Annotated in this window: 21 protein-coding genes and 1 pseudogene; 16 read left to right on the top strand and 6 right to left on the bottom strand. The window is 46.0% G+C overall.

Annotated elements, in window-relative coordinates; genetic code table 11:
• The 3 genes and pseudogenes from NC994_RS18010 to NC994_RS18000 all read left to right on the top strand — a co-directional run.
• Window positions 1-93: pseudogene (locus tag NC994_RS18010) on the top strand (IS630 family transposase); the annotation flags it as partial.
• A gap of 33 nt (window positions 94-126) precedes the next feature.
• Window positions 127-2,070, top strand: coding sequence for a hypothetical protein (locus NC994_RS18005; protein WP_190437846.1), 1,944 nt, complete (start codon window positions 127-129; stop codon window positions 2,068-2,070).
• Window positions 2,067-2,504 (top strand): hypothetical protein, encoded by a 438-nt coding sequence (locus NC994_RS18000; RefSeq protein WP_190437844.1) that lies wholly within the window; start codon window positions 2,067-2,069, stop codon window positions 2,502-2,504. Before NC994_RS18005 ends, NC994_RS18000 begins: the two co-directional genes overlap by 4 nt.
• Before the next feature lie 49 nt (window positions 2,505-2,553).
• Here the strand turns inward: NC994_RS18000 and yidD are convergent, their stop codons facing one another.
• A complete protein-coding gene (yidD, locus tag NC994_RS17995; protein WP_190437841.1) occupies window positions 2,554-2,802 on the bottom strand; it encodes a membrane protein insertion efficiency factor YidD in 249 nt (82 codons plus the stop codon).
• Window positions 2,803-2,859: 57 nt separating this feature from the next.
• Between yidD and NC994_RS17990 the strand changes: the two genes are divergently transcribed.
• The 3 genes from NC994_RS17990 (at window position 2,860) to NC994_RS17980 (ending at window position 4,669) form a co-directional block, all read left to right on the top strand.
• Window positions 2,860-3,567 carry a diacylglycerol/polyprenol kinase family protein gene (locus NC994_RS17990; protein WP_190437838.1) on the top strand — a complete coding sequence of 236 codons (708 nt, stop codon included), beginning with the start codon at window positions 2,860-2,862 and terminating at the stop codon, window positions 3,565-3,567.
• A 149-nt stretch (window positions 3,568-3,716) separates the two neighbouring features.
• Window positions 3,717-4,409 carry a hypothetical protein gene (locus NC994_RS17985; protein WP_190437835.1) on the top strand — a complete coding sequence of 231 codons (693 nt, stop codon included), beginning with the start codon at window positions 3,717-3,719 and terminating at the stop codon, window positions 4,407-4,409.
• Between the two features lie 71 nt (window positions 4,410-4,480).
• Window positions 4,481-4,669 (top strand): hypothetical protein, encoded by a 189-nt coding sequence (locus NC994_RS17980; RefSeq protein ID WP_190437832.1) that lies wholly within the window; start codon window positions 4,481-4,483, stop codon window positions 4,667-4,669.
• A gap of 237 nt (window positions 4,670-4,906) precedes the next feature.
• Here the strand turns inward: NC994_RS17980 and NC994_RS17975 are convergent, their stop codons facing one another.
• The gene (locus NC994_RS17975) at window positions 4,907-5,059 is read right to left on the bottom strand and encodes a hypothetical protein (RefSeq protein WP_190437829.1); all 153 of its coding nucleotides are present in this window, start codon (window positions 5,057-5,059) and stop codon (window positions 4,907-4,909) included.
• A 488-nt stretch (window positions 5,060-5,547) separates the two neighbouring features.
• On the opposite strand from NC994_RS17975, the gene NC994_RS17970 reads away from it, so the two are divergent.
• From NC994_RS17970 to NC994_RS17950, 5 genes are all read left to right on the top strand, one after another.
• Window positions 5,548-6,957: a nicotinate phosphoribosyltransferase gene (locus NC994_RS17970; protein WP_190437860.1), complete on the top strand. Its 1,410-nt coding sequence runs from the start codon at window positions 5,548-5,550 to the stop codon at window positions 6,955-6,957.
• Between the two features lie 108 nt (window positions 6,958-7,065).
• A complete protein-coding gene (locus tag NC994_RS17965) occupies window positions 7,066-7,653 on the top strand; it encodes a nicotinate-nucleotide adenylyltransferase (RefSeq protein ID WP_190437826.1) in 588 nt (195 codons plus the stop codon).
• Window positions 7,626-8,372, top strand: a complete 747-nt coding sequence (locus NC994_RS17960) for an NUDIX domain-containing protein (RefSeq protein WP_190437823.1) — start codon at window positions 7,626-7,628, stop codon at window positions 8,370-8,372. Before NC994_RS17965 ends, NC994_RS17960 begins: the two co-directional genes overlap by 28 nt.
• Before the next feature lie 152 nt (window positions 8,373-8,524).
• Window positions 8,525-8,821, top strand: a complete 297-nt coding sequence (locus NC994_RS17955) for an isochorismate lyase (protein ID WP_190437820.1) — start codon at window positions 8,525-8,527, stop codon at window positions 8,819-8,821.
• 57 nt (window positions 8,822-8,878) lie between these two features.
• On the top strand, window positions 8,879-10,570 hold the full coding sequence (locus tag NC994_RS17950; protein ID WP_190437816.1) for an NAD+ synthase: 1,692 nt from the start codon (window positions 8,879-8,881) through the stop codon (window positions 10,568-10,570).
• A gap of 39 nt (window positions 10,571-10,609) precedes the next feature.
• On the opposite strand, the gene NC994_RS17945 is transcribed toward NC994_RS17950, so the two are convergent.
• Window positions 10,610-11,836, bottom strand: coding sequence for a WG repeat-containing protein (locus NC994_RS17945; protein WP_190437814.1), 1,227 nt, complete (start codon window positions 11,834-11,836; stop codon window positions 10,610-10,612).
• Between the two features lie 259 nt (window positions 11,837-12,095).
• On the opposite strand from NC994_RS17945, the gene NC994_RS17940 reads away from it, so the two are divergent.
• Window positions 12,096-13,622, top strand: coding sequence for a site-2 protease family protein (locus tag NC994_RS17940; protein ID WP_190437811.1), 1,527 nt, complete (start codon window positions 12,096-12,098; stop codon window positions 13,620-13,622).
• A gap of 244 nt (window positions 13,623-13,866) precedes the next feature.
• Window positions 13,867-14,079, top strand: a complete 213-nt coding sequence (locus NC994_RS17935) for a hypothetical protein (protein ID WP_190410320.1) — start codon at window positions 13,867-13,869, stop codon at window positions 14,077-14,079.
• A gap of 218 nt (window positions 14,080-14,297) precedes the next feature.
• On the opposite strand, the gene NC994_RS17930 is transcribed toward NC994_RS17935, so the two are convergent.
• Window positions 14,298-15,437 carry a GDSL-type esterase/lipase family protein gene (locus NC994_RS17930; protein WP_190437808.1) on the bottom strand — a complete coding sequence of 380 codons (1,140 nt, stop codon included), beginning with the start codon at window positions 15,435-15,437 and terminating at the stop codon, window positions 14,298-14,300.
• 1 nt (window position 15,438) lies between these two features.
• Between NC994_RS17930 and NC994_RS17925 the strand changes: the two genes are divergently transcribed.
• Complete coding sequence (locus NC994_RS17925) at window positions 15,439-15,570, top strand: hypothetical protein (RefSeq protein WP_277879698.1); 132 nt, start codon at window positions 15,439-15,441, stop codon at window positions 15,568-15,570.
• Window positions 15,571-15,716: 146 nt separating this feature from the next.
• Here the strand turns inward: NC994_RS17925 and NC994_RS17920 are convergent, their stop codons facing one another.
• Window positions 15,717-16,904: an acyl-CoA dehydrogenase family protein gene (locus NC994_RS17920; protein ID WP_190437805.1), complete on the bottom strand. Its 1,188-nt coding sequence runs from the start codon at window positions 16,902-16,904 to the stop codon at window positions 15,717-15,719.
• A gap of 316 nt (window positions 16,905-17,220) precedes the next feature.
• Window positions 17,221-18,294, bottom strand: coding sequence for a class I SAM-dependent methyltransferase (locus tag NC994_RS17915; RefSeq protein ID WP_190437802.1), 1,074 nt, complete (start codon window positions 18,292-18,294; stop codon window positions 17,221-17,223).
• A 722-nt stretch (window positions 18,295-19,016) separates the two neighbouring features.
• Between NC994_RS17915 and NC994_RS17910 the strand changes: the two genes are divergently transcribed.
• Together NC994_RS17910 and NC994_RS17905 are read left to right on the top strand one after the other, a co-directional pair.
• Complete coding sequence (locus NC994_RS17910; protein WP_190668144.1) at window positions 19,017-19,526, top strand: hypothetical protein; 510 nt, start codon at window positions 19,017-19,019, stop codon at window positions 19,524-19,526.
• A gap of 402 nt (window positions 19,527-19,928) precedes the next feature.
• Window positions 19,929-20,381: an FxLYD domain-containing protein gene (locus NC994_RS17905; protein ID WP_190437795.1), complete on the top strand. Its 453-nt coding sequence runs from the start codon at window positions 19,929-19,931 to the stop codon at window positions 20,379-20,381.
• Window positions 20,382-20,892 lie beyond the last annotated feature (511 nt).

The raw sequence follows: 20,892 nt of genomic DNA, 5'->3' as shown, positions 1-20,892 counted from the left end.
TGGTCTTGGCTCAAAAGTCGAATTTGCAAGCAACTCGACCAATTTGATTGTCTACGTGATGCGATGGAGTATGTCTTGCACCTGGCGTCCTAACCCTATTGGCGGTTGCTATACAAAGAGGAAGATATGCAATTTTTGGAACAAGAAGTCACTCTTCAATTAAATTCACGTCCCCTCCGCCTCGTTTATTTGGTTCGCAGTAGAGAAGATTTAATCAACGCAGTAACTCTCTACACTCACGTATGGGGAGGTGCTGCGAACGCTATACTGCCCATACCTGAAAACGATGTAGAAGCCGATACTTTCAACCTTGCTCTAAGGTGGATAGATCCTGATTATATTTTTATCCCAAGGCAAGGAATTCCTCCCTATATAGACCAAGTTCTACATCAGTTACCAGCCTTGCAGCGTCCTATTTCGCTTGAAGAAATTCAAGAACATATTCATGGATATAATTTGATTTATTTGCATAAGGGAACACTTTCTCACATAGGTCTAATACTTGAAAGTTTATACCCCAATTCTTTGGAAAACAGTAATATTCGTCTTGTAGAGCCGAGTAACATTTTTAATTTAGAGCTTGCATTGCAAGGTGGCGTTCCGACTCAGCTTTACCGTAACTACCTTGTACAAAACCTAGCGGCAGATGTTTTTTCTCCACCCCACACTATTGAACAGCTAATTAAACTGAGCTTGCTATTATCACAAGGAAACAACCCAATTTCTCTAACAATGAGTAAGACTAGACGGAAATGGGATGCTTTCGAGCCTTATAATATGTGGACAAATGATGCAGAAACCCTTTGTCTCTTTTTGGACGACGATCAAAATATTGGTATAGCTACCGCTTTTTGGAACTGTAGCTGGCTCTTTCCAAAAAATAAACTTTTTCTTCCAAGAGAAGCGTTTTTGAAAGATATTGAGCATCATGCTTCCCTAATTGTAGAAGTCCTTCCTACCATCCGCGCATTATTTGTTACAAGTCCGATTGACCCTGAAGGCGCACTTGCTTTGTGCAGTCACCTTAAAAATGCCTTTGCAGCAGCGGGTCGGGAAGTTTTAGTAAAGGTATCATATCGTGATTTCCGTTTTGATTGGATCAAGGGTGCTGTTTCTTTTGGGAACGTGGTCAATTTTACTCGGATAAGGAATCCAGATGGCTCCATTCGTTTTGATCTACCTGTGCCTTTCGGACATGAAAATACAGAGTTCGCGTTTGGTTACAATGCGGAAGTGAAGTTTGCATCAGGTAAACTATTTTCTATCCCAGCTACCCCAGCCGCATCTGTTTTACTCAGAAATGAGCTATGGCGGATTGAGCGTGCAGAGAATAATCAAGACGGTATAGGTGAGCTGTGGTTAAGACAAGACTCACCTGTACGAGCAGCAGCTAAGGGGATTACTGGAACAGCACTGGCAGGAAAGGAGTGCCATTTTTACGTTCACCCAGATGATGTAGTAATCATCCGACAACTTAAAGACGCTGGCTTTAAGATTAACCCTAACAAACATACCCGGTATGCACAAGGTTTTGTTAAGCGCTTTGGGGGATTTGAAAAGACCAGACATCTTGTCAATCAGGGTGGATTAAATATTATTTCAGTTTTGAGACATCCTCAAGCAAAAGAGGGAGGTCTGAATTTTCAGCAAACAGTTGAGTTTATGAGTCAGCGTGGCATAAGTAAGGACGAAGCACGAAATTTACTTGAGCAGCAACTACCACTTTTGCTATCATCCAGGCTTGTGCGTCGTGGTTATTCCTTGCGCTGCTGCCATTGCGATCTTACTGAATGGTATTCAATTGAGGATGCAGGGGAATTTGTTGAGTGCATGGGATGCGCTGAACCTTTCCAGCTAAGCTTGAAAAATCCTGTGTTTGCCTATAAACCTAACGAACTAGCTGCCCGCTTTGTGGAGGAAGGGGGACAGGCGGTACTGATGACTGCTGCCCTTCTTTATCAGATAGAACCTTCAGCCTTCATTAAATTTGGGGGGATCTTCTACATAATGGTGACAAAAAGAATTTTTCAGAAGTTGATTTGTTGTGGCTTACTGGACGTGCTTTCATGATTGCAGAGTGCAAATCTTATCATAAGATTGACAAGGAAGGGATTGCGCGGATTAAAGACTCGTTAGACAAGAATGTACAAGCGGCTATCTTAATTGATGCACAGGTAGTTGTGCTAGGCGTAGTCACTAACTCATCTAATCTATCTGAGCTATTTGCTACCGTAGCTGAGGTTGCAAATAGGGCTAAAGATAAAAAAATCGGTGTGCATCTAGCCATTAACGGAAAACTTCACCTCTGGGGAAGTGTGACGGGGACTGAGCCTCACAAAGCGAGTCTTGAAGAGCTACAGGTTGATAACCCCCCTCCACAAGAGGAATGGAGCCTTGGAGAGTCGCCTACCCAGTATGGTGGTTTTATTAGGGGTTCAAGAGAATCTTTCAATAACGAAGTTTTGCGCCGTTGGCAAGAGGAAATGGGCATTGGAAGACGCTGACACCTGGTAATCAAATAATTTTTGGTAACAATAGGCACAATCAGTAAGCCTACGATTTTGTAGTTTTCTTGGCTACAGGATCAGCGGCGGGTGGCACCGGATCGTAACCGCCAGGATGGAAGGGATGGCAGCGCAAGATGCGCCGAATCGCCATCCAGCCGCCGCGCCAAGGGCCAAATCTCTCTACCGCCTCTAAAGCATATTTGGAACAAGTCGGCTGAAACCGACACGCTGGGGGAAAAAGGGGAGAAATTAGCACTCGGTATCCCCGAATTAGCCAAATTAGTAATATTTTCATTACTGTGCCCTGGATCTAATAGATTGGTAAGGAGAGCTTTTTTTTATAATTCAATCTTTGCGTAAATCCGTGTTGTGGTTAGAATCAATTCCGGATCTATGGCTCCACATTGGGTTAGTTGGGGCTTGCCTGGGCATTCTTGTGTTACTGGCAGAAGGGCTGCATCGCTACACTTCTACCGAACCGGAAAAGGTGCGGAAGGTGGTTCACATTGGCACGGGCAATGTGATTTTGCTTGCCTGGTGGCTGAACCTTCCCGCTTGGGTGGGGATTACGGCTTCGATTTTCGCGAGTGCAGTGGCTCTTTTGTCATACAAATTTCCGATCCTTCCAGGCATTAACAGCGTTGGGCGCAAGAGCTGGGGGACATTTTGCTATGCCCTCAGTATTGGCATTTTAATCGGTTGGTTCTGGCCTCTAAACCAACCCCAATATGCAGCACTGGGAATTTTGGTGATGACTTGGGGGGATGGCTTAGCTGCCCTCATTGGTCAACGATTTGGTAAGCATCGCTATGAATTTTGGGGCATCCGTAAAAGTTGGGAAGGCTCGCTGACGATGTTCCTGGTTAGCTATGGGGTTAGTAGCTTGATTTTTCTGGGAGTCCAGGGCAATATCTGGCAAACGTGGGTAGTGCCGATTTTCGTTGCTTTCTTTGCTACTCTCTTAGAAGCTTTCTCCTGGTTCGGCATCGACAATCTGACGGTTCCTGTAGGCAGTGCCGCGATCGCTTTTTTCTTGACTCAGATGCTTTTACTTAGCTAACACTTTCGATAACTAGCAAACAGTTAGTTTGGTTGCAATATCCGTAGAATCCCAGATTACAAATTTTCTGCTTCCATTAAGATAGTTGAAGAAGCCTATCTAGCGACATACTCCCGCTTTATTCAATTTATCTCCAAAGATGGATGTCAATGACTTTTTTTAATCCTGCTGAACCGCTTGTCCGTAGCAAACAGGAAGCCCTTGATTTTCAGGATCGTCAGGGGCTTTTACGTATTCACTTGCAAGTTGGAAATAAAACGCTGATTTCGAGCTTTTATTCTCGAATCGATCAGGCGTTTATTGTTTGGGGTTGGATTACCGCTGCAATTTTTATCAATGCTCAGTTTTTACCTGTTAGCTGGTACGTGCAAGCGATGTTTTGGTCAGCACTTACCTTAGTCGGTACGGTGGGGATGGTGGTGTTGACTCACTTTTGGGTGAAAGTAGAACGCCTGCGCTGGCTGCTTTATAGCTGGGTTGCACTGATGTTATTCGGGATGGTGCTAACTGACTTGGGTATTTTTCTGGGTTGGGGGTTGGTGCTGATGAACCTGTGTCAGTTTTGGCTGGGTTTAAGTACCATTGGCTACTTTTTTACGGGGATGGGAATGCGATCGCGTACTTTCCTGATTAACGGGTTCGTTCATCTATTGGGGATTGCGATCTTGCCTTATGTCGGTGGCTGGCAATTTCTCACCACGGGTCTTGTGATGGCGGGGACTTTACTGCTATTGGCAGAAGTGCAGTGGGATATGCGATCGCCCATTGATTATGACGTATTAACCCCCGAACAAAAGCAGTTTAACCAGGAACAACATCAGCTACGTCAAATGAGTATTTAGAACTTTAAATAAGCTCTAACTTTTGTATTAAATTCCATACAATTTTATAGAACGCTTGTCACTATAGAACTATGCAATATTCGGTGCGTGAATTTTCCTCATCCACCGAATATTGCCCGACCATAGCAGGCGTTTTGCTGTTTGTCCTGCGAATTGCCCCACTTAGGAGAACGGCGTCTAGGCGGCGAGTGGTCATTCATTGCCCATTCTCAGGATATGGGCTAACCAAGCCAGTTGAGCGCCAGTTGAGCGTTAAGTAGTGGTACAGGGTTTTTGTCGTTTCCCCTGCTTTGCAGCCACCAAAGGGATGTTAAACCATCCAACAGAGCAGTCTGAGGTGACTGACACATTAAAAGACGTTCTGGCGGGACTTTTTAGCCATATCAGAAGAATAATTTTTAAAATCATTTCATAAAATTTGGTGGAGAAAGAGCCTCTTTCTCCACCAAATTTCTTATTTTTGACTCCAACGATATAGAAAAAAGCATTTAGGCTGACTACCAATCTTCTCCGCGATGTTCTCTGAACGGTTCCCCTGTAAAGGGCTGCACGCCAGTTACCGGATACGCATCGTCACTTAGTCCAAAGATGCGAGCGATCGCGCCAGAAAAATATTGGATGATATTGTCAAACGTTCGGGTAAGACTCATATCTTTACTCTCCAGATTCCTTTGGGGATTCGATGAAATGTATATTAGTCTTTGATACTTTTATTATGAATATGGCTGGATAGTTTGAGGTAATTTGCAATACTTGTTTGATTAGGTTTGCAATACTTTGCTTAGACTTGAGTTGGCGGTCAGTTCACTTAAGATTTCTACATACTTTAAAATTTATTTAGATTTTGCACAATTAACTCTAAAAACTGATGGTGAGTGGTTAATCACTAATGAGTAACGCCGCCCCTCTCCCTTTTTCACTCTCCTGTGTCCTTCTGACATTAATTGCCCTTTTCTGTAGCTTTTAAGTCAAAATACTATTAAGAATAATGTATATAACCTAAGAATGACCTGAAGATGGCAGTACAGCTCTTTTCAACAGCCCTCTTCTTCAAGCAATCATCAAAATGCCTTGACACTATTATGGTAAATCTTACTATAATTGAAAAGCCCACTCTCTCTGGCTAGGAAGCAAGATGATGAGAACTTCCGTGGACGGACTTGTAAAGCATCCTGCTAACCTGCTTCAGGAGCCGGTTAGGGTAGAAGATCGAGAATTGGCGATCGCTTCTGAAGATTACAGTCTCTTGACCGACCTGTATCAGCTGACAATGGCAGCTTGTTACACCGGCGAAGGTTTAGATCAAACACGGGCAAGCTTTGAGCTATTTGCGCGGCGTCTACCCGCTGGCTTTGGCTATTTGATTGCGATGGGGTTGGAACAGGCGCTGGACTATCTGGAGAAATTTCGCTTCAGTCCCAGCCAGATAGCGGCTTTGCAAGCGACCGGAATTTTCGATCGGGCACCAGAGCGTTTTTGGTCGCTCTTAGGAGATGCTCGGTTCACCGGTGATGTTTGGGCAGTTCCAGAGGGAACCGCCGTATTCGCTAACGAACCGCTGCTGCGGGTGGAAGCGCCGCTTTGGCAAGCTCAGCTGGTGGAAACCTACCTGCTGAATACAATTAATTATCAAACTTTAGTTGCCACACGAGCGGCGCGGATACGGGATGTCGCGGGGACAGAAGCGACGCTGCTGGAATTTGGCACCCGGCGCGCTTTTAGCCCCCAAGCGTCTCTGTGGGCAGCCAGGGCGGCATTGGCGGCTGGATTGGACGCGACTTCTAATGTACTGGCAGCGATCAAGTTGGGTCAAAAGCCCAGCGGGACGATGGCTCATGCTTTGGTGATGGCGCTGACAGCAACGGCTGGGAGTGAGGGAGAGGCTTTTACCGCCTTCCATCGATATTTTCCGGGTGCGCCGTTGTTGATTGATACCTACGACACAGTTGCCGCTGCCCAAATGCTGGCAGAAAAGATTGACGCCGGAAAAATGCAATTGTCTGGGGTGCGGTTAGATTCTGGTGATTTGGTAGGGTTATCCAAACAAGTGCGATCGCGCTTACCGGATGTTCCCATCTTTGCGAGTGGCGATTTGGATGAGTGGGAAATTGCCCGATTGCAAGCAGAGGGTGCTTGCATTGACGGTTATGGATTGGGAACTCGATTGGTTACAGGAACTCCAGTCAATGGAGTGTATAAACTGGTTGAAATTGATGGCATTCCTGTGATGAAACAGTCGAGTGGCAAGTTAACTTATCCCGGTCGCAAGCAGATTTTTCGCTGCTTTGAAGGGAGTTTGATGAAAGGAGATCGATTGGGATTGGTGACGGAAAGTCCGCAGTTTGAGCAGCCTTTGTTGCAGCCGATGTTTAAGCAAGGCGAACGGGTGTTTCTACCAGAATCTTTAACCCAAATTCGAGAACGGACTGCGATTTCGGTCGCTAGTTTACCAGCGGAGACTCGCCAATTGGATTCGCCTGTGTCGCCGTCGGTGGAGGTTTCAGATGCACTGCTGGAGTTGATGGAAAAAACTCGTCGCGCTGCTTAAGGGATTTGGGAACGAACCGCAAAGACGCCCTAGCGAAGCCATGCGCGTTAGCGCTATAGAGCGCGAAGAAAGAGGAAAGAAGAGGAAGTAAGAGGAAGTAAGAAAATAATGAGAATTGCTTTGTTTGGTACGAGTGCTGACCCGCCAACTTCTGGGCATCAAGCGATTTTGAAATGGCTGTCGCAACACTATGATTGGGTGGCGGTTTGGGCTTCAAATAATCCGTTTAAATCGCATCAAACGCCGCTAGAACATCGCTCAACAATGCTACGGTTGCTGATTGAGGAAATTCATCCGAGTTGCCACAATATTGGGCTGTATCCGGAATTCAGTAGCCCTAGAACTCTGGAGACGGTGCAGAAGGCTAGGCAATGCTGGGGGATGTCGGCAGATTTTACCGTCGTCATTGGTTCGGATTTAGTAAACCAGATGCCGCGTTGGTATAGAGTTGAAGATTTATTGCAGCAAGTGCATCTACTTGTGGTGCCTAGACCAGGATATGCGATAGATGACTCTGATTTGGAAGCGCTGAGGCAACTAGGGGCGCAGATTGCGATCGCTGACATCAAACCACCGGCGGTTTCTTCCACAGCTTATCGTGAGAATGGCAACAGACAAGCCTTGACGACGACCGTTGAGGATTATATTCACAGAGAACGTTTATACGAATGCGAGGACGCAGCTCGAAAAAGATAGGAGATTCGGTAAAAAAACCGGCATTAGCGGATTTTAAAGTCGGAGTCGATAACGTGATTTTCTCAGTTGATACGGCGCAAAACCGACTATTAGTTTTGTTAGTAATGCGGCAGGACGAACCTTTTTCCGATCGGTGGAGTTTGCCCGGTACTTTAGTGCGGCAAGGGGAATCTTTAGAAGATGCCGCCTATCGGATTTTGGCTGAAAAGATTCGCGTGAAAAATCTGTACCTAGAGCAGTTATACACCTTTGGCGGGCCTGGACGAGATCCGAGGGAATGCGAAGAAAGCTACGCAGTTCGTTATCTGTCGGTCAGTTATTTTGCTTTAGTGCGATTTGAAGAAGCTGAATTAATTGCCGATGGGGTTAGTGGAATTGCCTGGTATCCTTTAGAGCAAGTGCCACAATTAGCCTTTGACCATCATAAAATCTTAGAGTATGGTCATCGGCGTCTGCGAAATAAATTGGAATATAGCCCAGTCGCCTTTGAAGTGTTGCCGGAGTTGTTTACTTTGAGTGACTTGTATCAGCTTTACACGACCGTTTTAGGTGAAAATTTCTCGGATTATTCTAATTTTCGCGCCCGACTCTTGAAGCTGGGTTTTCTTTACGATACCAAAGTCAAAGTCTCGCGAGGGGCGGGGCGTCCGGCGAGTTTATATCGATTTGATGCTGAAGCGTTTGCTCCGTTTAAGGATAAACCGTTGGTATTTATTTAAACGCAAAGGTAGCGCTGTCGCGCCGCTTCGCTAACGCAAAGGTTCGCCAAGTTAAAAAAAATAATTTAATTTTATCTTTCTTTGCGTTACTCTGCGTTACCCTTTGCGAACCTTTGCGTTAATAATAAAAAATTAGATAAGGAAAGCCAATTATGAAACAAACCAAAGGTTGTTCAAATATTGAAGAAATTCGTCTGGAGATTGATGAACTTGACCGCCAAATTATTACCGCTTTTGGTAAACGATTTGAATATGTAAAAGCGGCGGCAAAGTTTAAAACAAACGAAACTAGTGTAAAAGCCCCGGAAAGGGTTCAGTCGATGTTGCAGCAAAGACGTCTTTGGGCTGAAGAACAAGGTTTAAATCCAGATGTAATTGAAAAGCTATATCAAGATTTGATTAATTATTTTATGACTGAAGAATTAAAACATTGGCAATCTAAATCCTAATTGCTGCGATTGAAAAATTAGTTTAAATAATCAGAACGACGCAGGTGATAACTGAATATGAAAATTGCGATCGCTCAACTCAACCCCACAATTGGCAACCTCACCAGCAATGCCCAACACATTCTGGAGGCGGCAAGACAGGCAACTCAGCAAGGTGCCCGTTTGTTGCTGACGCCGGAACTCTCTTTGTGCGGCTATCCGCCACGAGATTTGCTGCTGAATCCCGGCTTCGTCGAGTCTATGGCAACGGTGTTGCAGCAGCTAGCAGAGGATTTGCCACCCAATTTAGCGGTGTTGGTGGGTACGGTAGACCCAAATCCGGAGGCGCACGCCGCTGGAGGTAAACCGTTATTTAATAGTATTGCCTGCTTAGAACAGGGCAAAATACAGCAAATTTTTCACAAGCGACTGTTGCCCAGCTACGATGTTTTTGACGAATATCGATATTTTGAACCGGGACTTCAGCCAAATTCTTTTACGCTCGATAATCTCCGCATTGGCGTCACAATCTGCGAAGATTTGTGGAACGATGAGGAATTTTGGGGAAAGCGTAGCTATGCAGTGAATCCGATTGCTGACTTAGCTCAATTGGGTGTAGATTTGGTGGTGAATTTGTCAGCTTCTCCCTATAGTGTTGGCAAGCATCACTTGCGAGAAGCAATGTTGCGTCATAGTACTGTCCGTTACCGCCAACCAAGCATTTACATCAATCAGGTTGGAGGAAATGATGACTTAATTTTTGATGGTAGCAGTTTCGCTTTGAATCACGCCGGGGAAGTCGTGTGTCGTGCCCTTCGTTTTGAGACGGATTTGGTACTGCTGGAATTTGATGAGGAAAAGCGGGATTTGATCTCCCCCTCAGCAACCGGGGATAACGGGGGAGCCGCACCGCTTGCAGCTAGTGAAGACGAAGAAATTTGGGCGGCGTTGGTGTTGGGAGTGAGAGACTATGCCCGCAAGTGTGGCTTTTCCAAAGTTACGCTTGGCTTGAGTGGTGGAGTGGATTCGGCGTTGGTAGCAGCGATCGCATCCGCCGCATTAGGGGCAGAAAATGTATTCGGCGTCCTTATGCCTTCGCCCTACAGTTCCGATCATTCTGTCGAAGATGCGCTGAAATTAGCCCAAAAGCTGGGGATTGCTACTCAAACCTTAGCGATTGGGCAGCTGATGCAGGGTTACGACCAAACTTTAGAACATCTGTTTGCTGGAACAGCTTTTGGACTTGCGGAAGAGAATATTCAATCGCGGATTCGGGGCAATTTATTGATGGCGATCGCGAACAAGTTTGGCTATCTCCTCCTTTCTACGGGTAACAAGTCAGAAATGGCGGTTGGTTACTGTACGCTTTATGGCGATATGAATGGGGGATTAGCGGTGATTGCTGATGTGCCGAAAACTCGCGTTTATTCTCTATGCAATTGGCTGAATCGTAACGGTGAAATTATTCCGACGAATATCCTCACCAAACCGCCAAGTGCCGAACTAAAACCCGGTCAAGTCGATCAAGATTCTCTGCCCTCTTATGACATTCTGGATGATATTTTGCAGCGGCTAATTCACGAACATCAATCAACCGCTCAAATTATCGAAGCTGGTCACGATCCAGTCGTTGTCAATAAAGTGATGCAATTAGTCGCGCGTGCCGAATTTAAGCGGCGACAAGCACCGCCTGGACTGAAAATTACCGATCGGGCTTTTGGCACCGGCTGGCGAATGCCGATTGCGAGTCGTTGGAGTGCGATCGCATGACGTGGAGTGGATTTTTAGAAACGGCAATGTTGGCTCGTTTTAGCGGCTGATATAGCCCCACTGACTGCCAATTCTTACGGGTGCCAGCCCCTCTTGAAAGGAACCAGCCGCATCAAATTGTGGCTGAATAACTGTTTTGCCAGTCTTGTCCATATATCCATACTTCCCACCAATTTCTACCGCGATTAGCCCTTCGGAAAAACCACCGTGATCGCGTACTTCATTAAACTGCGGCGGAATCACAATTTTTCCGGTTTTGTCCATATAACCATATTTACCCCCCATTGAGATGAGTGCCACTCCATCCTCGAAACTCCCCGTATAATGAGACTGTGGCGGGAGAACTAGCTTGCCAGTTTGATCGATATAGCCAATCTTTTTGTCAACTGTTACTGCTGCTAGGTCTTCGTTTGGGTAAAAGGGAGAAGCATACTCAAATTGCGCCTGGATGACAAACTTCCCAGTTTTGTCAATATAACCCCAACGCTGAGGAATTTTACTGCCCATTGCTACGGGTGCTAGCCCTTGGGAAAAACCATCATTTATCCCATCGAATTGTGGCTTGATGAATAGACTTCCGTTTGTGTCAATAAAGCCTATCTTTAACTTATTATCAAATACTGCTGCCCGCCCTTCTTTAAAGGGATAAGCTTGTTTATACTGCGGTTTAATAACTATCTTGCCCGTCTTATCAATATAGCCTTCTTGATTGCCAATTCTGACGGATGCCAACCCTTCTGAAAAGTTATGAGCAGCGGCAAACTGCGGTTTAATAACCAGATTGCGGTTCGTGTCGATATAGCCCCACTTGCCGCCAATACTGGTTGGCGCAAGTCCTTCTGAAAATTGTAAAACTTGCTCAAATGGTGGATTGATAATGACCATTTTTCCAGTCTTATCAATATAGCCGAACTGATTGCCGATTTTTGCGGCTGCCATCCCTTGTTCAAATTTTTCAGCAAAATCAAACTGCGGCTTAATGACAATATTGCCAGTCTTATCGATATAACCTTTTTTTCCGTTACTCGTGACGACTGCTAGACCTTCTGAGAAGTTTTCAGCAGCCTCAAATTGCGGCTTAATAACGCGATCGCCTGTTTTGTCATTTTGGGGCGCTAAAGACGGTGAAGAAGCTTGAGAGGATTGCTGGGTGGATTTTAGGGAACTGACACAGGCGGTAAGAGGAACGATGCCCAAGGCGATCGCGATTAATCCCAGTCTAATTAACTGACTAAAATTCTTATCTTCTAACTTTTTAAATAGCATAGGGTTTCTAGTAGGTAAATATTGGCGTTAATCTCAACCAAGTTTATTTGGTATTTATTTGGTACTCAAGAAATTTAAGCTGAGTACGGCTCGCTCGAATATGGCGCTGGATTTAGGGGAGTGTGGAGATGGCTGGATGAATCTCTCGCAGAGATTGAAATCATTTCCCGACCGAGAGCCAAGAGTAACCTTGAATCCTTATCAGAAATTGAAATACAGTAGACTGGTTGGCTATAGCTGCTACGGCTCCTCATCAAAAATGTTTACTGGATCGGAAACTACGGCGACAGTTTTAATTGTGCTGGTGGCTTTAGGCATCCTGGGTTGGGGCTTCTACCGTGCCAAGTCATTCGGCAAACTCGGCATCTTAGCTTGGTTGCAGTCAGTGGTGTTGATGTCTCCCTGGCTGTTGTTTTTTGGATTGTTCGCGGCGGGGATTTATCTCAACCTGGTGAGCATCTTGTTTATGTTGATAGCCTCCGCTGGGTTGTACATCTTCATCGGAAATAAACTGCGAGCAGCCGGTCAGGATGCCATACTGCGGGAGCGAGTCTTGAAAATGGTGCAAGAATCCAACCCGATAGAAGATACTGCTGAGGAAAATGGGGGAGAGACAGCAGCGGCGACGCCAAAAGAGGCGAAAAATGCCGTTACCCAAGAAGTGGTTCCCATTCCAGATGAAGACTTAAAAAACATCCAAGGAATTTTTGGCATCGATACCTTCTTTGCCACCGAAAGCATTCCTTATCAGGAAGGAGCCATCTTCAAGGGCAATCTGCGGGGAGAACCTGCGGCGGTTCATTCCCGCTTGTCTGCGAGTTTGCACGAGAGATTGGGCGATCGCTATCGGCTATTTTTAGTAGAAAATCCGGAAGAGAAGCCGGTGGTGATTGTTCTCCCCAGCACCAACGATCCGAAACCAGCAACCTTACCGCAGAACATCTTGGCAGGCGTTCTCGTCGTCGCTACCATTGCCGCTAGCTTAGAGACGGCGGGAATTTTCCTCGGCTTTGATTTCTTCAGCAATCCAAGCCGCTTTGGAGAAGTTCTGCCCATCAGTGCCGGAATCTGGGTGATTTTAGTGACTCACGAACTCGGTCACTGGTTCCTAGCTCGTCGTCACAATATTCGCCTAAGTTTTCCTTTTTTCATCCCATCCGCACAGATTGGCTCGTTTGGGGCGATTACTCGGTTTGAATCGCTATTACCCAATCGCACAGTGCTGTTTGATATCGCTTTAGCTGGCCCTGCTGCTGGTGGCATTGTTTCCCTATTGATGCTAATCGTCGGTTTAATTCTTTCCCACGAAGGCAGTCTATTTAAGGTGCCATCGGAGTTTTTCCAGGGATCAATTTTGGTGGGTACTCTAGCACGGGTTGTCCTTGGTTCTAGTCTTCAGCAAACCCTGGTTGATGTCCACCCCCTGACGATTATCGGTTGGCTGGGTTTGGTGGTAACAGCGTTCAACTTGATGCCAGCGGGAATGCTCGATGGGGGTCGAATCGTCCAGGCAATCTACGGACGCCAAATTGCTCGACGCGCTACCGTTGCCACGTTAGTTTTGCTAGGAATTGTCTCTCTAGTAAATCCGACGAATCCTTTGCTGCTGTACTGGGCGATTGTAATTCTGTTCTTGCAACGGGGTCTAGAACGCCCTAGCTTGAATGAGATTTCCGAACCCGATGATGCGCGAGCTGCTTTGGGGCTGTTGGCTCTGTTTTTAACAGTGGCAACTCTCCTCCCTCTCACTCCAGGCTTAGCGGGACGCTTGGGCATTGGGGGATAGGCATTGGGAATGAGCGAATGGGGAATTGGGAATTGGGAATGGGGGAATATTCTCTCCTCACCTATTCCCTGTCTCCCACTCAGTCCTATCTGGAGGAATGCAAAGAAGTTTAAACAGTCCTAGAGGGGATTTAACATTTCTTAAAGAATTTCCCTAAAAACGATTAAACTTCATTGCAAAATTAGAAGAGACTAGGAACGGTGTGATAACTTCGTTAAGGTTGACAAACGGCTGAGAGATAACGATGGAGAACACAATAAACGTGCCTTTACAGCAATCCTCAACTCCTTCATTTCGTGAAGATTTTAGTGAGTACGTGGCGCATCTACAGCTTCACATGGCGTTACAAGCGCGCAACCTAGTTCCCACTCTCACCAAGGCTGTTGATAGCCGCGAGCAGCTATTGCAGCAAACTCAGGCGGATATTGAAAAGCTGATTTCTCGTCAAGGCATCTAATTCGGCTAATTTTGATTGATTGGCTGATAAATTGATAGCCGCGCAATTATTTCTAACAATTTTTTGAAACTCCACTGAACTTAGTTTGACAATCAGAGCTTTATCGCTCTGATTTTTTTATGGATTAAATTGCTAAGTAGAGGCATGGCAGGCATGATAGGTATGCCTTTAGGGGCGTGTTTGTGCCATGCCCCTACAAAACGTAAATTTTTTACCAGTTAATTTAATCCAGATAAATCAGAGAGACGCGATCGCTTTACTGAGTTATCAGCACGCACATTATTCCGATTCAGCGCAATTACCGATTCTGCCTGTTGGAGTGCCGATTGCCAAACTTCATATCCTCGACCGCTCAAATGTAGCCCATCCGTCGTTAAGTCCACACGCAAATTTCCTTCAACATCGCTAAAGCGAGAGTGAATATCTAGATAGCCTGCACCCTGTTGTTGAGCAAGGATAGCCAGTTGTTGGTTAAGGTTACGAATTCGGCGGTTTGGGATGGTGTTGATCCGGGTGGGAAGAATGGATTGCACGATGACTGAGCTGCGAGGATGCTCTTGTCGTAAGCGGCGAACAATTTGGCGAAGATTATCGAGAATTGTTTCATCCGTTGCACCTTGGCGTAAATCGTTGATGCCAGCTAAAACGTAAATAACATCGGGACGAGTTTGGGAAAAAGCAGACAATCTTTTCAAGATGCCACGGGAATTATCCCCAGAAATTCCCTGATTCAGCCACAAACTCCCCCCAGGAAGACGTTCTTGGGGAAACCACAATGAGAGAGAATCTCCCACTAATACGGAAAGACGGTTGGAACCTTGACCTTGAGAAACTGCTCTCGCTTCCTTTGCCAGTAGGCGTTTCCACTGTTCATAGCTAGGTTTTTGTAAAGCCAGTGCTTTAGTACCTGCTTGGTTCGCCCAGTATGACTGAAAGCTATCAACAGGTAGACGAGTATAAATCTTGCCTGCTTTCAGAGCAGCTAATCTTTGGTAAAAAAGTTGACTGCCAGATGCCGGTTTTGTCGTTGCTGTATCCGGTTTCAGCTTCGCTTGTAGGGAGGGTTTCAGTTCTGTCGCGGCTTGAGCTGCTGTCGGTGCTAAGGCTGTAGTAATGGTTAGTGTGTCAGTCCCCTGGAAAGGATTAGTCTGCGAAATCAACTGCTGGCTAAATTCCGGAGAGGTGATTTCAATGGTCGGGACGATTTTCTGAGCCACCAGTGGCTCAAAGGTACTCGACTCACTGGAATGCCATAACGCTAACAGGTTGTCAGGCTGTGGAGGTAGCACGGGTGGGGGCGGGGCGGCTATTTGCCCGCCGCTTAACAAACTTACCGCCAACAGATAAGGATCGCCCATTGTGTCTCTACTCCTTCACTTGTGCCTTCCTTTCCCTTTGACAGGGATTATTGGTTGGAGTCAGGAATTTTTAAAAGAAGCGATCGCTTTCTGTTGGCAAGACGCAGGAGCGATCGCGTTTAAACTCCTCTAAAGTGACGGCATACACGAGTCATTTGTCAAGGGCATTCAAAAATAAGCCAAAAAAATAAGTCAAAAGTGGATTTGTGCGTCCTAGGAATCCACGTTTGACTATCTACTTGCAAGCAAGCCAGACTGGGGAATGCGATCGCATTCCGGTTACGAATACTGCGATATCATTGGCAGTTCCTGATTGAGAACCCAATTGCCAATATCTCGCAGCTTGTAGTCCACTGGGTCATGCAGGGTAAACGTCCGCAAATCGCGCCAGTAGCGGTCGAAGCCGTATTTCGCAGCAGTCGAACGAGCGCCCATGACTTCAAAGATGCGGGTGGTGATATCCAAGCCAACTTTAGTGGTAAAAGCTTTAGCAGTATAAACAGCGATCGCAACTTCACCCCGTTCCTCATGAGTGAGCGCCTGTCCCTTTTCCCATGCCGTCTGTACTTGCTGCGCTGCCTGACGGCAGAGCGCGATCGCTGCCTTTAGCTCAGTCCATAGCTCACCATAGTGCTGCAAAATGTAGGGATCTTTCGATGCCCGATCGACGCCTGAGGTCATCCAGGGTCGAGTCATCGTCGTCGTGTAATCCCTTGCCGCTTCCAAGGCACCCTCGGCAATTCCTAGATAGACATGGGTTTTCGCCAACTGATTCACCACGAATAGCAAGGTGGAAAAGGCACCCTCTGGAGATGGCGACGGGCCGAGAATTTCATCCGGGTTCACCAGGACATTGTGGAAGGTGAAACTACCGCTAGCAGTGCAGCGTTGTCCCATATTGTCCCAGTCGTTGTTGTAGACAATACCTTCTCGATCCTTGGGAAGGATGAAGACAATTGGATGATCGACCCCGTCTTGCACCGCGGCGAATACACGGATATCCGCTGCTGCCACTCCGGTGCCAAAAGTCTTAGTTCCATTTACCCGGAAGCGATCGCCTTCTGGCTCAATTTTGAGGCGAGTGTCCCGCGTGTTAAATGCATTGCCCCAAAACAAGTGATTCTGGGCAGTGGCTCGATAGTAGTGTTCGGCTTGAGCAGGGGTGCCGCTCACCTGACCCACCACTGATAAGATTAGCTGATTGCAGTAGAGTTGCCCCGTAGAACCATCTGCTTTAGCAATTTCCTGAAGAACCTTGTAAGCTTCTACCCAGGTTGCGCCAATACCGCCATATTCTCGCGGTACAACCAGAGGTAACAGTCCCGATTCCCGCAACCGTCGTACTTCTTCATGGGGAATAGCGGCTTGGCGATCGCGCTCAACGGCACTCGCTGCCAATTCTTGGGAGAGAGCAGTTGCGATCGCTGCATAATCTTTCAATTCGATGCGGTTTAGTAATGTAGTCATGGTTTTTTCTCCTTTTTACTTGTCTTTTGTAGTAGATAATTTCTGAACTGGTTGCGAGGCTTGATTTAAAACAACCAGTGAAGAGAACTGTTTCGTAGTTAGCAATAGCGAGTCACTGCTACCAGGTTTTTGGTAACGCCAAGCAAATGCACAGAGTTTGCACATAGGATTTTCTAGCTTTCAATGGTTTTCAGAAGTGAAGGTTGGTGTTACATAGTTTTTTAGCGATTCACTTTCTGGCCGCTACATTTGTGATTTTTTCTGTATCCCCCCAATTGATGGCAGGGATTTAATCCAGACAATTCGTAAAACGGGTTTAATTCTTCCGCACAATGTAGTAATTGTTCTGAAAATCATGAGCGAGTTGCTTGATTTCCACGCTAGTGAAACCGGCATCTTCCAGCATTTCCAATGCTTTCTCCTGACCCCACATGGCACCAAGCCCCATGCCTCCTGCGGCAAGCGATACAGTCATGCAGTGCATACAAGAAATGGTGTAAAGTAACGGCCCTGCCGGATGATCGAGATTGCCATCAACATAACCGGAGGCACGAATATCCTGCATCAAATAAATGCCATCCGGACGCAGTGCTTGGGCAATTCCTCGCAACACTAGATCGGGCTGAGCTTGGTCGTGAATGGCGTCAAAGGTAGCGATGAAATCGTAGTTTTCAACTTCATCCAGGGTGGCAGCATCTTTTACTTGAAAGCGGATATTCGCAAGATTGAGGCGTTGGACTTCGGTTTGCGCGATCGCGATCGCTTCTTCTGAGAAGTCGTAGCCTGTAAACCGACTATTCGGAAATTCTTTCGCCATTTTAGTGATAGCACGACCGCTACCACACCCTACATCCAGCACATTAATTCCCTCCTCAAGTGCCTCAATCAGTCCGGGAATTAAGGGCAGAATGTGGTCATTGAGCGCCGAAACCACCGTTTGACCGCTGTCTTCCGCCATCACTTGATGAAAACGCTTGAAAGCAGAATAGGGAACCCCACCACCCTTGTAAAAGCAGTCGATGATTTGCTCCTCAACACTTCCTAACAAAGGGATGTATTGGGAAAATGCCGCAATGTTGTCAGGACTGGAAGCCCGCGTTAAGAATGCGGCGTGTTCTAGAGGCAAATCGTAGGTATTCTTAGCTGGATTGTATTCCACAAAGCCACCCGTAACCATTGCTCCCAACCATTCGCGCACGTACCGCTCATTCAACCCCGCTGCGTCTGCAATCTGTTGGCTTGTAGAAGGCGGTAGTTCAGCCATCCTGTCAAATAGCCCAGTTCTGTGACCGATAGACGTCATCAGAGCGATCGCGCCACTGTTGAGAATGTTAAGCATCCGTTCGGCAAATGCTTCTGCTTTGGTTTGGTCTAGGGTAAGTGTTGTCATAAAATCCTCGTCATGATTTTCAAGTTTGAATGTGTTATTCAGAGTGCGATCGCAAAAACTTAGATTTCTGTTGCACTCTTAAGCGGAGTTAGAGGAGCTGATAGGTAGCATTCCGAAGAGAAATAGATATAAGAAAAACGGAGGGTATTCGCAGGAATTCAACCCAAGCTGTGTGTCTCTTCAGGATTTATTCGATATCCTCTATGAATGTTTTTTGGTATATGAACAAGCTATCAAGGCAAGCGTTCCGATAGCGTTCTGGAAGCGTTCGCTCCCCCCAAACCCTTACCTAGGCTATGTATGCATATAACCACTGTGAAATAGATGCGCTCGCGTACAGCCCTTTGGGCATGAAAACAGCGTCAGCGTAGCGAAGGCTAACACTACTAGGTAGTTGTTCGTTCGTCGTTCCTGATAACGGATTGCGGCTCGTATACACTGCTTGAGACGGTTAATACAAGATCGGAAAAATAGACTTATGCTGTTGCTTGCTGCACAATCCTAGAAAAATTTATATAGAATTTGCGAGTTACCAAAAAGATTGTTATCGGGCATCTTCGCTTTAACACGAGCGCCAGTGATTTGAGTCACAAAAATGTAAGTTTCCGATCGCATTTAATTGAACGCTTCGCGAACGCTGCTTTGAATAACTTGGTATTTAGGTGAAGCAATTCACTAATTAACAACGCAAATACCAAGGAGCAACTTCTATGACGTCCAACATGAAACGTACAAAAGTAGCGATCGCATTTTCTGCCACTCTATTATCCACTGCTGCCATTCCCACCGCAGCATTAGCTGGAGATAATAAAGTCTACGCTGGAAGTATGTGTCAGCCTGAGACTTCCGCTTCTAATCAGCAATTTAGTCGTGCAGCTGGACAGTTTTCAGTTCAAGGTACCACATCCATTAATCTACATTGTCCTGTTGTTCGGGACATTACATCAGGGACTGAAAATGGCAGCGCAGGACCTCTTGCTTTTGTGCATGTATTCAGTAGAAACGCTCAGTCTACAACCCTACAGTGCGAGCTGCGGGCTAACCAGCCGAACTCTCTAAGTTTTCAATTCCAGAAATTAACAATCGCACTTAGCGGTGGTGCTACAGGTACTCCGAAGAAGCATGTGTTCAACTTCACGGGACCTGTAGCTCAAACTGCTAACGGAGCTTATGAGGTTGTTTGCTCACTACCACCAGGTACTGGAGTTGCGAGTTACTCCATTGCTGAGTAACTGGGTACATTTGCGAGTCGATTTCCAATGCTCTAATACCATTTTGTTTTCTGTTTGCAACATATAGACTTCTTGCCCCCCGATAAATTGGGGGGCTGGAAGGATCGTTAATGTAGCACCTCACTAGCACCTCACAACCCAAATGAGATAACTAGTAACCTGGGTTAGCAAGGCATTGGAATTTTCTCAACTGCCTTAGCCAAGAGATTACTTTTTATTCCCTCACTATGGCTAGGGATTTAACACCGGGCGAGCCAATACTGGGTGTTTGGAAAAGCCCAACACTCAAGCTCTGAACTTAGAATTTAGCCTTGAATACTGCCTTGAATTAAATTCAGGCCATCACTCAAATCTGTTGAGACAGGTTGAAATTTTGTTATGTTTTTACCAACTGTTAACACTATGCAAAAAAACCTTACTTTAACAATTTCCTTCTGGATTGCTTCGATTTTCTTTGGCAATCATCAATCTTCTGGCAATTCATGGATTACCAATTTACAAGCTGCGAGTGCCTCATCTTCCGAGATCGATATGCCCTTTTGCTATATGCAGACATCAGATGGCAGAACCTTAGACCTCACCCAACTATGCGGTCAAAAACCACAAGTCATCATCGCAGACCAAACATCTGATGGAGATATTTTGACAGGTCGCATCATCAACGAAACCCAAAAAACAGTTCATTCGATTGAAATCACCTATAACGTTGTTGGATTAGATGGCAAGGTGATTAAAAGTAGTTCTGTCAATGCAGAACCCTCTACCCTCAGTCCAGGACAAAGCGGCTCTTTCAAAGTTCACACGATTATCGGTGATGGCAAATTGAGAGCAACATCTGTTAATTGGAAAGAGTAACAAGAATGGTGGTGTGCAAATGAAACCACGCAGTTATTTAACCTCAGCGATTGATTGGGTTGAAAACAACAATGCAGGCAAAACTCAGAAATCAGAAAATTTCTGATAGGTTTGCTCTAAAAGTAGTCAATAAGCAAGGGATAGTAAAACTAAATGGTCTGGACGCAGATATCAGCGATCGCTTTTTCGGGTATTCTCTGAATCCAAGACTTTACTTTTACTGATTCTGTTGTTGCTGTGGTGCAACTGTTACTAAGAGGGTAGTCCAGTTGCACTTTCTTCCCCAAGCCATCATAGAGTTGAGCGATCGCATAAGCACCACCAATATCAGAAGACTCTCTAGGAGGTAGGGTAAACCTACGGAATGGAGGGTCTTATCGTTATCTCCTCGTGGTTGTCTAAATGGGGATGGCTGTTATTGTGCATTCTGTAGCTCAGAACTAGGAAAATCTGTCCGAGTCAGTCTTAGAGATCCCTTAAGCTTGTCGCAGACAGCGCCAGGAGGCTGGTC

The sequence above is a fragment of the Trichocoleus sp. AS-A1 genome (genome assembly GCF_039962015.1).
Lineage (GTDB): Bacteria > Cyanobacteriota > Cyanobacteriia > Cyanobacteriales > FACHB-T130 > FACHB-T130.
This window is presented reverse-complemented; position numbering and strand designations above follow the sequence as displayed.

What these genes read in the sequence shown, in the direction of transcription:
- NC994_RS18005 (WP_190437846.1), top strand. Translation starts at nt 127, where the DNA reads ATGCAATTTTTGGAACAAGAAGTCACTCTTCAATTAAATTCACGTCCC.
- NC994_RS18000 (WP_190437844.1), top strand. Translation starts at nt 2,067, where the DNA reads ATGATTGCAGAGTGCAAATCTTATCATAAGATTGACAAGGAAGGGATT.
- yidD (WP_190437841.1), bottom strand. Translation starts at nt 2,802, where the DNA reads ATGAAAATATTACTAATTTGGCTAATTCGGGGATACCGAGTGCTAATT.
- NC994_RS17985 (WP_190437835.1), top strand. Translation starts at nt 3,717, where the DNA reads ATGACTTTTTTTAATCCTGCTGAACCGCTTGTCCGTAGCAAACAGGAA.
- NC994_RS17980 (WP_190437832.1), top strand. Translation starts at nt 4,481, where the DNA reads ATGCAATATTCGGTGCGTGAATTTTCCTCATCCACCGAATATTGCCCG.
- NC994_RS17975 (WP_190437829.1), bottom strand. Translation starts at nt 5,059, where the DNA reads ATGAGTCTTACCCGAACGTTTGACAATATCATCCAATATTTTTCTGGC.
- NC994_RS17970 (WP_190437860.1), top strand. Translation starts at nt 5,548, where the DNA reads ATGAGAACTTCCGTGGACGGACTTGTAAAGCATCCTGCTAACCTGCTT.
- NC994_RS17965 (WP_190437826.1), top strand. Translation starts at nt 7,066, where the DNA reads ATGAGAATTGCTTTGTTTGGTACGAGTGCTGACCCGCCAACTTCTGGG.
- NC994_RS17960 (WP_190437823.1), top strand. Translation starts at nt 7,626, where the DNA reads ATGCGAGGACGCAGCTCGAAAAAGATAGGAGATTCGGTAAAAAAACCG.
- NC994_RS17955 (WP_190437820.1), top strand. Translation starts at nt 8,525, where the DNA reads ATGAAACAAACCAAAGGTTGTTCAAATATTGAAGAAATTCGTCTGGAG.
- NC994_RS17950 (WP_190437816.1), top strand. Translation starts at nt 8,879, where the DNA reads ATGAAAATTGCGATCGCTCAACTCAACCCCACAATTGGCAACCTCACC.
- NC994_RS17945 (WP_190437814.1), bottom strand. Translation starts at nt 11,836, where the DNA reads ATGCTATTTAAAAAGTTAGAAGATAAGAATTTTAGTCAGTTAATTAGA.
- NC994_RS17940 (WP_190437811.1), top strand. Translation starts at nt 12,096, where the DNA reads ATGTTTACTGGATCGGAAACTACGGCGACAGTTTTAATTGTGCTGGTG.
- NC994_RS17935 (WP_190410320.1), top strand. Translation starts at nt 13,867, where the DNA reads ATGGAGAACACAATAAACGTGCCTTTACAGCAATCCTCAACTCCTTCA.
- NC994_RS17930 (WP_190437808.1), bottom strand. Translation starts at nt 15,437, where the DNA reads ATGGGCGATCCTTATCTGTTGGCGGTAAGTTTGTTAAGCGGCGGGCAA.
- NC994_RS17920 (WP_190437805.1), bottom strand. Translation starts at nt 16,904, where the DNA reads ATGACTACATTACTAAACCGCATCGAATTGAAAGATTATGCAGCGATC.
- NC994_RS17915 (WP_190437802.1), bottom strand. Translation starts at nt 18,294, where the DNA reads ATGACAACACTTACCCTAGACCAAACCAAAGCAGAAGCATTTGCCGAA.
- NC994_RS17910 (WP_190668144.1), top strand. Translation starts at nt 19,017, where the DNA reads ATGAAACGTACAAAAGTAGCGATCGCATTTTCTGCCACTCTATTATCC.
- NC994_RS17905 (WP_190437795.1), top strand. Translation starts at nt 19,929, where the DNA reads ATGCAAAAAAACCTTACTTTAACAATTTCCTTCTGGATTGCTTCGATT.